At 42.8% G+C, this 11,061-nt stretch carries 13 protein-coding genes and 1 tRNA gene; 5 read left to right on the forward strand and 9 right to left on the reverse strand.

What is annotated here, in order from left to right; translation table 11 throughout:
- Positions 1 to 2: 2 nt before the first annotated feature.
- The 3 genes from Q0890_RS07020 to Q0890_RS07030 all read right to left on the reverse strand — a co-directional run bounded on the left by Q0890_RS07020 (position 3) and on the right by Q0890_RS07030 (position 3,118).
- On the reverse strand, positions 3 to 1,712 hold the full coding sequence (locus Q0890_RS07020; RefSeq protein ID WP_299218903.1) for a formate--tetrahydrofolate ligase: 1,710 nt from the start codon (positions 1,710 to 1,712) through the stop codon (positions 3 to 5).
- A gap of 84 nt (positions 1,713 to 1,796) precedes the next feature.
- Entirely contained in the window at positions 1,797 to 2,474 is a 678-nt protein-coding gene (locus Q0890_RS07025) for a phosphoglycolate phosphatase (RefSeq protein WP_299218905.1), read from the reverse strand.
- 143 nt (positions 2,475 to 2,617) lie between these two features.
- Complete coding sequence (locus tag Q0890_RS07030; RefSeq protein ID WP_299218907.1) at positions 2,618 to 3,118, reverse strand: DUF4385 domain-containing protein; 501 nt, start codon at positions 3,116 to 3,118, stop codon at positions 2,618 to 2,620.
- A gap of 194 nt (positions 3,119 to 3,312) precedes the next feature.
- Here Q0890_RS07030 and Q0890_RS07035 point away from each other — a divergent pair, with 194 nt between their 5' ends.
- Complete coding sequence (locus Q0890_RS07035; RefSeq protein WP_299218909.1) at positions 3,313 to 3,687, forward strand: hypothetical protein; 375 nt, start codon at positions 3,313 to 3,315, stop codon at positions 3,685 to 3,687.
- Between the two features lie 74 nt (positions 3,688 to 3,761).
- Here Q0890_RS07035 and Q0890_RS07040 read toward each other — a convergent pair.
- Both Q0890_RS07040 and Q0890_RS07045 read right to left on the reverse strand, forming a co-directional pair.
- A tRNA-Phe gene (locus tag Q0890_RS07040) sits at positions 3,762 to 3,837 on the reverse strand.
- A 125-nt stretch (positions 3,838 to 3,962) separates the two neighbouring features.
- Positions 3,963 to 4,385, reverse strand: a complete 423-nt coding sequence (locus Q0890_RS07045) for a hypothetical protein (protein ID WP_299189281.1) — start codon at positions 4,383 to 4,385, stop codon at positions 3,963 to 3,965.
- A 294-nt stretch (positions 4,386 to 4,679) separates the two neighbouring features.
- On the opposite strand from Q0890_RS07045, the gene hisB reads away from it, so the two are divergent.
- From hisB to Q0890_RS07060, 3 genes are all read left to right on the forward strand, one after another.
- Positions 4,680 to 5,306, forward strand: a complete 627-nt coding sequence (gene hisB / locus Q0890_RS07050; protein ID WP_299218910.1) for an imidazoleglycerol-phosphate dehydratase HisB — start codon at positions 4,680 to 4,682, stop codon at positions 5,304 to 5,306.
- On the forward strand, positions 5,307 to 5,951 hold the full coding sequence (hisH, locus tag Q0890_RS07055) for an imidazole glycerol phosphate synthase subunit HisH (RefSeq protein WP_299218912.1): 645 nt from the start codon (positions 5,307 to 5,309) through the stop codon (positions 5,949 to 5,951).
- A gap of 164 nt (positions 5,952 to 6,115) precedes the next feature.
- Positions 6,116 to 6,505: a hypothetical protein gene (locus tag Q0890_RS07060; protein ID WP_299218914.1), complete on the forward strand. Its 390-nt coding sequence runs from the start codon at positions 6,116 to 6,118 to the stop codon at positions 6,503 to 6,505.
- Between the two features lie 51 nt (positions 6,506 to 6,556).
- On the opposite strand, the gene Q0890_RS07065 is transcribed toward Q0890_RS07060, so the two are convergent.
- A complete protein-coding gene (locus tag Q0890_RS07065) occupies positions 6,557 to 7,894 on the reverse strand; it encodes a valine--pyruvate transaminase (protein ID WP_299218916.1) in 1,338 nt (445 codons plus the stop codon).
- A 225-nt stretch (positions 7,895 to 8,119) separates the two neighbouring features.
- Here Q0890_RS07065 and Q0890_RS07070 point away from each other — a divergent pair, with 225 nt between their 5' ends.
- Positions 8,120 to 9,067, forward strand: a complete 948-nt coding sequence (locus tag Q0890_RS07070; protein WP_299218918.1) for an NAD(P)-dependent oxidoreductase — start codon at positions 8,120 to 8,122, stop codon at positions 9,065 to 9,067.
- A gap of 242 nt (positions 9,068 to 9,309) precedes the next feature.
- On the opposite strand, the gene Q0890_RS07075 is transcribed toward Q0890_RS07070, so the two are convergent.
- From Q0890_RS07075 to Q0890_RS07085, 3 genes are read right to left on the reverse strand one after another with little or no spacing between them, the layout of a single operon-like run.
- Positions 9,310 to 9,930 carry a DUF4326 domain-containing protein gene (locus tag Q0890_RS07075; protein ID WP_299218920.1) on the reverse strand — a complete coding sequence of 207 codons (621 nt, stop codon included), beginning with the start codon at positions 9,928 to 9,930 and terminating at the stop codon, positions 9,310 to 9,312.
- Positions 9,927 to 10,373, reverse strand: a complete 447-nt coding sequence (locus Q0890_RS07080) for a DUF488 family protein (RefSeq protein WP_299218922.1) — start codon at positions 10,371 to 10,373, stop codon at positions 9,927 to 9,929. Before Q0890_RS07080 ends, Q0890_RS07075 begins: the two co-directional genes overlap by 4 nt.
- Before the next feature lie 4 nt (positions 10,374 to 10,377).
- Positions 10,378 to 11,022, reverse strand: a complete 645-nt coding sequence (locus tag Q0890_RS07085) for a hypothetical protein (protein WP_299218924.1) — start codon at positions 11,020 to 11,022, stop codon at positions 10,378 to 10,380.
- Positions 11,023 to 11,061: the final 39 nt, after the last annotated feature.

An 11,061-nucleotide genomic window follows, 5' to 3' on the forward strand; every position in this document is an offset into this window, starting at 1 on the left:
AATTAAAACAGCCCCGTGATATTACCCGCATCGTCTAAATCAATATGCTCAGCAGAAGGGGTTTTAGGCAGGCCGGGCATTTTCATGATAGGGCCGCAAATGACCACGATAAACCCTGCGCCAGCAGAGATACTGATATCGCGCACATGAATATCAAAGCCTGTAGGTCGACCAAGTAGTTTGGCATTATCACTAAGCGAATACTGGGTTTTGGCGATACACACTGGCATCTTATCAAGATTCAATGCTTCTAGGCGGCGTATTTTGGCCTCGGCCAGACTACTAATATCAATATCGTCTGCCCCATAGATGCGCTGTGCAATCGTGCGAATTTTATCTGCAATGCTGTTGTCACTGTCATAAGCCAAACGAAATTGGCTGGGTTTATGACTGTTATCATCAAGCAGCTTAATTAAAGAGTGTGCTAATTCTTCACCGCCCGCGCCGCCTTTCTCCCATACTTGCGTTAAGGCAACTTCCACACCTTTTGCTAGGCAAGCTTGCCGTACCAACTCAACCTCAGCGTCCGTATCACTGACAAACTGGTTAATGGCGACGACTACGGGCAGTCCGTAGACTTCTTGCATATTTTCGATATGCTTCATTAAATTTGGCAGGCCTTGCTCAAGTGCGATTAAGTTTTGATCAGTTAGCTTGTCTTTAGCGACACAACCATTATATTTTAACGCTCGAATGGTGGCGACGATAACGGCTGCATCAGGCGTCAATCCTGATAAGCGACACTTAATGTCACAAAACTTCTGCGCACCAAGGTCAGCGCCAAAGCCCGCCTCAGTAAGGGTATAGTCTGCCAAATGCATGGCAACGCGAGTCGCAATGACCGAGTTACAACCATGGGCGATATTGGCAAAGGGGCCACCGTGGACGATGGCAGGCGTGCCCTCAATCGTCTGTACCAAGTTTGGCTTGATAGCTTCTTTTAGGAGTACGGCCATCGCCCCATGAGCATTGAGGTCTTTGGCGTAGATTGGCTGTTTGTCTTTGTTATACGCTATTAAGATATTGCCTAAACGTTGTTTTAAATCGTTCAAGTCTGTCGCTAAGCAAAAGATAGCCATCACTTCAGAAGCAACGGTAATATCAAAACCATCCTCACGCATCACGCCATCAGTAGTTTTGCCAATGCCGCTGATAATATTGCGCAATTGACGATCATTCATATCGACTGCCCGACGCCAGAATACTTGTTTTGGATCGATATTGAGCGCATTACCTTGATAGATATGGTTGTCTAATAGCGCTGCCAGTAGGTTATTTGCCGCCCCAATCGCGTGAAAGTCACCGGTAAAATGCAGGTTGATATCTTCCATGGGCAGTACTTGCGCGTAACCGCCACCAGCTGCGCCGCCTTTAATCCCAAATACTGGACCGATGGATGGCTCACGTATGGCAACCACCGTTCTCTCAGCGCTGTTTTGTTGTTTATGTATGCGGTTTAAAGCATCTGCCAAGCCGATGGTGACCGTGGTTTTGCCTTCACCGGCGGGTGTTGGATTAATCGCAGTGACCAGTATCAACTTGCTCTGCTTGGCCTTAGCTGGCATGGCAAACACATCGGCTGGATTTATTTTTGCCTTATAATGTCCGTAAGGTTCGATATGAGTGGCTGATAAACCAAGTTTGTGTGCAATGTCATTGATGGGCTGTAAGGTAACATTTTGGGCGATGGCAATATCGCTGGGTACGGTCATATCGAAGGTCTCTTTGCAGAATGCAAGTGCGTAGGGTAAAGGGTTATTTGCTTAGTGTTTTAAATGTTGTAAATACACTAAAGCTTAATTCTTCAAAAGGTATTCAACCAAGGTAGCAAAGTCATCAAATACTCGAGTAGGATTTAGCTCCCGAATGTCTTGCCCGTAGTTATAACCATAAGATAGCCCAAGGGTGTCCATCTTGGCATTTTGTCCGGCTAATATATCGTTTCTTGAATCACCAATCATGACTGCTTGATCTGGAGTAGCATCTAGTGCCTCACAGACGTGTAATAATGGCGCAGGATCAGGCTTTTTGAGAGATAAGCTATCACCACCGAGCACGGCACTAAATAAGTCTTGCCAGCCAAAGGTTTGCAGGATTTTGGGGACGAAACGAATGGGCTTATTGGTCACTAATGCCAACGTATAGCCTGCGGCTTTTAGTTTTTTTAGTCCGCTGTCTACATCTGGGTAGGCGACGGTTTTGCTACCGCTAATATTGTTATAAGCCTCAAAAAATACTTGCTCTGCGTGATCGGCTTCCTCGATCGTCAGCTCGCCTTCTAAGACTTCTATTTTGCCTACTAACGCGCGCTCGACCAGCATTCTTGAGCCATTGCCGACCCAATTGCGTATGGTGTCAAGAGAGTAGGTTTCTTTACCGAGGGTGGTTAGCATCGCATTGGTCGCATCAGCCAAATCTGGCACACTATCAATTAAGGTGCCATCGAAATCAAAAATTAACAGTTGCTTATCCATTATTCCTCGCTACTAGAAGTATTGCATTCGTTTTTTAAGTTATTAGATTTAAATTTTAGGTTTTCGTTCTGTCTTACCATAGCACAGCAAACCATTAAAACTAACTGTTACTGGGGTTTTTAATAGCTGACTTTTAACATATGCTATTCAGCCTCTTTATAGCGCGCGCGGTGTTCCTTTTTCATCTTTAGATAGGTTTCGTTTTCGCGGCATTCATCCCATTTTTGTTTAAAAATACGGGCAGATTCTGCTTTAACTGGATCTTCCTCTTGCCGTGGTAGCTCTTCGCGCCCATGAGCCCCGCTTTGGCCTTTTTTATCATCAGGTACTGGTCCCTTATACTTTTTGCCGCCTTTATGATTGGCGTAGCGACGGGCGCGGGTATAGCCCATTTGGATAAATTTGCGCGCCATATCTGCACCGACAAAGTCATCATCCGCCAGATAATCTAAAAACATCTGATAAATAGTTTCGCTGCTTTCTGTCGCAATATCAGGCGTGGCAAAGCGCCAGTGCGGTAGGATTTCGGACTTATAAGGTTCTACCAGTAATACGCCTTGTTCACCGCGACCGACGCGATACAGCTCAGGCTGTGCACGCAGATCTAGGTTTTTATAATCCAAATCATAATCAAACTCTCTCATAGTCTTTCCTTATTTATAGTCGTTTTTTTAGTATTCAGCTGTCAAATTTATCATTATCAATACTATCGAGTATACTGAGCACAGCGGTCTAAAAAACAGCACAAAAATGTTATGCAACCGTGACAGTAAGTGTTTAGCATGAGAAGCGTCATTAGTAGAAACAACCATTGAGCAGTCCTCAGCAGGTAGATGTCATGACAGTTAGTAAAAATATCGTAAATAAAAGCAGTTTAGCCAGCCCGACTTTTACGATGTCATTAAAGCGCGCATTCATACTATCAGCGCTGCTACTTGGAAGTGTGCTAAGCACTAATAGTGCTCATAGCGCGTGGTTTGAGCGTTTGATACCGCAAGGTGAGAGTTATACCGTGAGCGAGATAGATCGTGATTTGGCATTCGTGATTGATGGTTTTATCTATGATGCCCGTACGTCTTGTTTTTTAGCAGTGGGCGATCGGGTGATATTTTTTGAAGGGCGTCACGGTATTGATTACCGTGCCACGATTTATGATTTGGATTCACGCGAGCGCTGTCAGCTGCTCTTACGCGGCCGGTTGTATCAAGAATAGATCGAACCAAAAATTAAACATAAAAAAAGCCCCAAACATTGCTGTTCGGGGCTTTTTAGAATTCGTCAAACGAATGGTGGCTCGAGGCAGGATCGAACTGCCGACACACGGATTTTCAATCCGTTGCTCTACCTACTGAGCTATCGAGCCGTCTCGTTGAGGTCGCTATTAAACTAAATATACGCGTTGCTGTCAAGCTATTTTTGCATAATTATGAGAAAAGCTTAAAAATGGGTGGGTATAAGCAGTCAAAATAAAGACAATGTTACTTTTGCTCACTCTTTAACACGCAGTAGCTCATACTCGCTCATAATACGATGAATGTCTGTATCAACAGGAACAAACTCACGAACACCTTTTTTAACCTCAGCATCATAGACCAATTTAATAAACTTGGCATCAATGGCGCGGCCTTTATTTTGCGGGTGTACGGTCAAATACTGCAAGCGCTTGGCATTGGTTTGCCCGTCATCGAAGCAGGCAACAGCGGCGATAGGTTTATCATTAAACATACCGACGTATAAATATTGCCCACGTTTAAAACCTTGCGCAACGATATTTAATACTTCTACGCCACTAGGCTGCGTATCATCGCTATCGTACAAGGCGTGCAAGCGCTCAGACAGCTCATTGTCGCGGGCAGGTTTTTTGATAAGGGGCGCGTCCAAACTATTGATAGCGATGGCTTCTAAAGGCATGACAAATTCCTATTGCTATTATTTGATATAGCATTGCTTGATGGGACGTGGGTAATCATGATTGATAAAACTTGATACAGTATTTTAGCAGAATAGGATGATTTTGTACGTGGTTTAACGCGTGGTCATGGCGGTAAATGGTAGGGTTTGCTATGATAAGGTTATTATTTTTTAACGTTATTAATGATAACTAGCTTTTTTGACTATTTGTGTTTTATCGTTCTCACATTCGGACCCCGTCGGGCTTTTTTAGGCCTGTTTTTATTGTTTGCTTTTCATTGATAGAGAGTAGCCATGACAACTGATTCAAACTTAAATCTACACGGCCGCCCAGCACGCACGGCCACCGTTGAGCGCAATACTGCTGAGACGCAAATCACTTGCACAGTTAATCTTGATGGAACCGGTCAAGGAATTGTCGATACTGGCGTGCCATTCTTAGATCATATGATTGATCAGATTAAGCGTCATGGTTTGTTTGACTTAGATATTAAATGTACTGGCGATACTTACATCGATGATCATCACAGCGTCGAAGATACGGGCATTACCCTTGGGCAGGCATTCAATAAAGCCCTAGGCGATAAAAAAGGCATCCGTCGTTATGGGCATTTTTACGCGCCACTCGACGAGTCATTGACCCGTGCGGTTGTCGATCTTTCAGGTCGCCCAGGGCTACACATGGACATTCCGTTTACGCGCTCGCACGTGGGTACTTTCGATGTCGATTTATTTAGTGAGTTTTTCTATGGCTTGGTTAACCACTCGTGGATGACCGTGCATTTGGATAATCTTAAAGGCAAAAACAGCCATCACCAAATTGAATCTACTTTTAAAGCTTTTGCTCGTGCGCTGCGTATGGCCTGTGAATATGATGAGCGGGCATTGAATACCTTGCCGTCGACCAAAGAGGCGTTCTAGATGAGTAGAGCTACTAAAATTGTATTATTAGATTATGGCATGGGTAATTTGCACTCAGCTGGCAAAGCACTATCAGCGGTAGGTGCAGACGTCTCTATCACCAACGATCCAAAAGTCGTCGCTGCTGCCGACAAAATCGTTTTCCCTGGCGTCGGTGCCATGCGCGATTGCATCATTGGTATGCATGAAGCGGGCATCGATGAGGTCGTGCGTGATGCGATATTTAACAAGCCTGTGATGGCCATCTGTGTGGGCATGCAGGCGTTGTTTGAGCAGTCGGCGGAGAATGGTGGCACGGACTGTTTGGGCATCTTAAATGGCACGGTAGAAGCCTTTGACCCGGCGTGGACGGATGAGCAAGGCGCGACGATTAAAGTGCCGCACATGGGCTGGAATACTATTACGGAGATGGATACTAGCCACCCGTTATGGAATGGTATTGCGGACAACGCACATTTTTACTTTGTACATAGCTATTACTGCGCCCCAGCCGATAGCGCACAAGTGGCGGCGGTATGTGACTATGGGCAGCCATTTTGCGCCAGCATCATCCAAGACAACTTATTTGCCACCCAGTTCCATCCAGAAAAAAGCCACACCGCAGGCTTGCAGTTGTTAAAAAATTTCGTCGAGTGGGATGTGTAGAGAGGTAGTAAACATAAATTGCATACTTGCTTCAGAATAGGGTAGATTATCGTTTGTATAATCTGCCCTTTTTGTTATCCATTATTTTTATTATTCATTTTTAGTTATCGTTGTTTAATGATACGCTCAATTATTTTCTGCTCGCTTATACTTGGAATATCTCAGTGGACTTTACCGCCTTTAAAATTGATATCATCGACATAACAGGATTGGCCAAAGATGCGCTGCATATTTATGTTGGCGTCGGCGTCTATCTGCTTTGTCTACTCATACTGCTGCCTATTATCAAAAAGCAAGGTATTCGATCATTCATCGCATTAATCGTGGTGACGGGTGTCGCTCTATTGGGTGAGTATTTGGACAACCGTCATATCATTAGACCAAGAGGGTTTTTTGCATTAGGAATGGTAGATATCAAGGCAAGTTTTCATGATTTGGTGAATACTTGCTTAGTCCCTTACGTGCTACATGCATTAAATAAGTGGACAGTCATCTTTCGACCAGCCAATAAACCTGCCTCATTGACCAAACGCCATAAAAAAACGGACTATTAAACAGTCCGTTTTTTATTTTGCTATTTGAGCTTATGATTTTAGCAACTAATCTTATTTTTTGGCCTCATCATACAGCTCGCGTACTACGTCGCCAATCACCTTAATACCATCCGTCAGCGTCTGCTCATCGGCGGCGATACTCATGCGAATACACTCGTGCGCGTGCTGATAATCGCTAACATCGACACCAGGGAAGAAGTATTTGCTTGGCACAATCAATGTGCCTTTTTCTTTGAGACGCTCGTACAGCTCAACCGTGGTAATGGGCAAACCTTTAAACCATAACCAGAAAAATATCGCGCCTTCAGGCTTATGAATCACCAGCGGATAATCACCCAAAGCTTCTTTTAATAGCTTTACAGCGAGTTTTGCTTGCTGCTGATAAAACGGCTTAACTTCATTATCAGATAACTGCTTGATACGATCGTTTTCTACCAATGGTGTGGCAATCGCTGCACCAAAGCGTGTCGGTGCTAGATTAACCACCGCATTCATGGCACTGACCGCTGCGATCACTTTCGTATCGGCGACAATGATACCGGTACGCACACCAGGCAGACCGATTTTGGACAGGCTAAAGCACAGAATGGTATTGTTATCCCAGCTTAATTGCGCGTCAGAGTAGATAATATTGGGGAAGGGCATACCATAGGCGTTGTCAATAATCAGCGGTATGTCATAGCGCGCCGCAATCTCGGATAAATGTACCATTTCGTCATCGGTCAGTACGTTACCCGTCGGATTGGTCGGGCGTGAGCAGCAAATCGCCCCGATACGACCTTCTTTTAGCGCGGGCAAGTTTTCTAACGCGTCAAAATCCACACGATATTTAAAGAAGCCTTCTTCGCCGTCATGCGTCACCTCATCGATATGTGGCAATACGGCGGTGAAATGCTGACCTTCGACATGTACATCACTATAGCCGATATACTCAGGAGTCAATGGCAGTAGAATGGATTTGTCGATAGATTCGTTTTCGTTATTTTGACTGTTTTCATCAACGAAAGCACCGCCAAACAGATTAAACAGATAGAAAAACGCATTCTGTGAGCCGTTGGTCAGGGCGATGTTTTCTGAGGTGAGGTTCCAATCATAATGACGGTTGAAAAAGCCAACCAAGGCATCGATAAAGGCGGCGTCCCCTTGCGGATTAGAGTAGTTCGCCATACTAATAATCGCGCTGCTATTTGCTTCATCTGTATCATTGTCCGTACCCAGCGCCTTATAGGTCTCTAGAAACAACTCATTAACAGGGTCAATTTTGGCAGGGTTACCACCGCCCAGCATGTTGACTGGCTGATCGCTTTTTAGCGCATCACCCAAATCGTCCATCAATTGTGAGATGCCCGTAGGCTGGGTGAACTTTTGACCGAACTTTGAGAATTTCATAAGACTACCATGCTGTTTTGGAGAGGTGTAAGAGGTTATTCATTGATAAAGTTGGGCTAGTATAGCAAATGAGGGCTATGAAGGGAGTAAACAACCTTGCTTGATGCCGCGCTTAATATATAGGAGCTTGTCTGATGTCCAACAAACGCTAACACAGCGTCCACCGCAACCCTTATATAGTAAGTGCTAAATAACAGACCCACTACGATTAAAAAAGGAGTCCTTATGAAAGCTGTATTACTCGATGAAAAAAGATTTGCTGCCGACCTTGCGCGACCTACTCCCGAAAAAATAACCGACTACGTTACCTTTGAAGAAACCCCACAAGACAATAAAACCATCATTGAGCGCTGTCAAGATGCCGACATCATGATTAATGGCTCGCTACGTATCGAGCGTGACGTGATTGAGGCGCTACCCAATCTCAAGCTCATCCAGCTCCTCTCTGTCGGCTCCAACCATATTGACAAACAAGCCTGCGAAGACAATGACGTCACGCTCCTTAATGCACCGGATTTTGCCAGCGCCACCGTCGCCGAGCACACCATGATGTTATTACTCAGCGCTATGCGTGCCAGTATCCATTATCACAACAAAGTGAAAAGTGGCGAATGGAAGGAGAAGGGGCGAGCCGATATCATTGATGCTGAGGCCATTGACCTTGAGGGTTTAACCATCGGTATGATTGGTATCGGCGACATTGGCAAGCGGATCACCAAGCTTGCCAAAGCCTATGACATGAACGTCCTATGGGCAGAGCGCCAAGGTCGCAAGCCTCGTAATGACGACTACACCGACTTTGACACCGTCCTGAGCAACTCCGATGTTATCACCATACATTGCCCGCTCACCAAGGAAACCAAACATCTTATTAACCAAGACACCCTAAGCAAAATGAGTAAAAAACCGCTGGTGGTCAACGTCGCCCGTGGCAAGATTGTCGATAGCGAGGCCTTAGCTGACGCAGTCAGACAAGAGCAGATACTCGGCTATGCCACCGACGTATTTGAACAAGAACCTGCTGGCGAAGATGATCCGATTGTCCAGCTTGCCAACGAAGGTCATCCTCGTATCATTCTGACCCCGCATATGGGTGCAGGTAGCCGAGCCTCGCAAGTCAAACTATGGAAGATAATCACTCGCCAAATAAATGAGTTTATTGAAAATAGTTAGGATTAAAATAACTGAGATGTGAATTGAGAGGGTTTTGGAACTGATGCAGCAGAAACCTGCTTTGCGCTTGTAGTTGGCAGTCTGCGGCGCACAGCACCTAAACACAGTAGCGTTCCAACGTTCGAGCGATCACTCCTGTGCGAGGTGCTGTAAGCGCCACAATCTACCAAGCTACCGCTGCAATCAGGGCTAAAAGCCTTGTTATCGCAGAGATAGTTTTAAATTTGTTACTAATGAACCCTTTATTTACCATCGTCCCAAGAATTTAGGAAATCAGCTAAAATATCTCCATGACATGCTTCGGGTTTACAAAAGCAACCAAGCCTCTTTCCAGCCAGTTTATATACCTCATTCTTTTCTTTTTTAACAAATTTATTATGATCGAAGTCATACTTAAATTTTCTTATAACGTCTTCTCTTGAATTATCTTCATCGTTTGAGAAATCATACATAGAATAAGGGTTTCCCCAATAGGAACCACGACCTATGTACTGATAAGTATCGCTACTTTTGATAGACTTATACTGTGTGTCTTTATCTATATTTACAACACGAGTAATATCAATATTGATTATCCTAGTATTTATATTAGGATTGTTAATAAAGCTCTGATAATTATCTACAAACTCTTCACCATCATCAAAAACGATAGCATGAGTTATATTGTTGCTATTAAGGTCAGATATCTTATAAAGTGCTGTTTTTTTTACAATATTTTGAAAGAAAGATTCAATAAAATTATTCGGATCAGAAAGGTAATAGACATTATAGTTGTTTAAGTTTTGTACTATTCGACTTACTTTTCTTTCAAACTTTGCTTTTACCTTAAATGCTTCAGGATAGAATATAAACAGATTTGTCATAATAAATTAACCAAATGATTACTTTGAATATCGTTATTGAATTTTTTTAAGTATTCTAAGATTAATCTTCTATGACAATAGTGAGGAAGGTGCTCACTACATAATAAACAGCTATTATTGAAGTCTTCTGATCTTAGATACCTTTCAATTCTTCTTCTCTGCATAAGATTCATAAATTTATCTTCATAGGCTTCCCAACTAATCTCTTTCTTCTGATAAGGTTTTAGAATTTCTTTTGTAGGTGCTAAGTCAGGTAGGTGTAAATACTCACAGTTGCACAACTCTTTTAAAAAGTACTTTAAATCATTTTTCTTAGCAAATGCTGAAAGTTGGGACGTATTATTTAGCCTGACATCAATTAATGTATGTATACCCTGCTGTTTGATCATACCAAAAAAATCTTTAGCGCCCTTTTGGGTAAATCCAATAGTATGTACTTTCATAGTTTTATTCCGCGAATATAGTAGCAATTAATTTATAACAGCAGTTGTTCTGCTCCCAAGGCTCTCCTAAGCTTATACATAAAATAGATTCTGAGTAGTCCTCAGAACTATTAATAATTTTATCAAAATTAGGATCAGTAACAGATAATGTATATTCAATGCCTTTATAAAAAAACGTAGCTTTCCTTCTTCTTTTTCCATAAGACTCATCGTAGTATAATTTCAAATTACTAACTTTAACTAAGTATAGAGAGTTTGCAATTATTATCTGCCCGTTTTGTATCTGACTGTAAGGTAGATTATCTCCTGTACCCCAAAGATCTTCTGGGCTATCTAAGTAGGAGTTAAGTTGGAATGGATGAATATAGTATGATTGAGTCCATGTCCATGTGTTATCTATCATACGATTTTCAGGTTGATTTATTAAAGGAGTTTCACCTAAAAACCTCATATTAATTTTTTGTAGTGGCTTTACATTATATGAGCCTCTAAATTTTGGGTTGGTAACTTGAATTTGAGAATTGTTAAGAGCGCATCCATTTACATCTCCTACAGGTCTAATCCATTGTTTTGTTCTTATACACTTTCCTGCTACACAGTGAGCTCTATTCTTAACAGAATTGGCTAATATAACAATCGTGTTATTCATTTAACATGTCCCCTTATGTTATCAATATAAAATTTTTTA

This window comes from uncultured Psychrobacter sp. (assembly GCF_947488565.1).
Classification (GTDB): Bacteria; Pseudomonadota; Gammaproteobacteria; order Pseudomonadales; family Moraxellaceae; genus Psychrobacter; species Psychrobacter saeujeotis.

What these genes read in the sequence shown, in the direction of transcription:
- Q0890_RS07020 (WP_299218903.1), bottom strand. Translation starts at nt 1,712, where the DNA reads ATGACCGTACCCAGCGATATTGCCATCGCCCAAAATGTTACCTTACAG.
- Q0890_RS07025 (WP_299218905.1), bottom strand. Translation starts at nt 2,474, where the DNA reads ATGGATAAGCAACTGTTAATTTTTGATTTCGATGGCACCTTAATTGAT.
- Q0890_RS07030 (WP_299218907.1), bottom strand. Translation starts at nt 3,118, where the DNA reads ATGAGAGAGTTTGATTATGATTTGGATTATAAAAACCTAGATCTGCGT.
- Q0890_RS07035 (WP_299218909.1), top strand. Translation starts at nt 3,313, where the DNA reads ATGACAGTTAGTAAAAATATCGTAAATAAAAGCAGTTTAGCCAGCCCG.
- Q0890_RS07045 (WP_299189281.1), bottom strand. Translation starts at nt 4,385, where the DNA reads ATGCCTTTAGAAGCCATCGCTATCAATAGTTTGGACGCGCCCCTTATC.
- hisB (WP_299218910.1), top strand. Translation starts at nt 4,680, where the DNA reads ATGACAACTGATTCAAACTTAAATCTACACGGCCGCCCAGCACGCACG.
- hisH (WP_299218912.1), top strand. Translation starts at nt 5,307, where the DNA reads ATGAGTAGAGCTACTAAAATTGTATTATTAGATTATGGCATGGGTAAT.
- Q0890_RS07065 (WP_299218916.1), bottom strand. Translation starts at nt 7,894, where the DNA reads ATGAAATTCTCAAAGTTCGGTCAAAAGTTCACCCAGCCTACGGGCATC.
- Q0890_RS07070 (WP_299218918.1), top strand. Translation starts at nt 8,120, where the DNA reads ATGAAAGCTGTATTACTCGATGAAAAAAGATTTGCTGCCGACCTTGCG.
- Q0890_RS07075 (WP_299218920.1), bottom strand. Translation starts at nt 9,930, where the DNA reads ATGACAAATCTGTTTATATTCTATCCTGAAGCATTTAAGGTAAAAGCA.
- Q0890_RS07080 (WP_299218922.1), bottom strand. Translation starts at nt 10,373, where the DNA reads ATGAAAGTACATACTATTGGATTTACCCAAAAGGGCGCTAAAGATTTT.
- Q0890_RS07085 (WP_299218924.1), bottom strand. Translation starts at nt 11,022, where the DNA reads ATGAATAACACGATTGTTATATTAGCCAATTCTGTTAAGAATAGAGCT.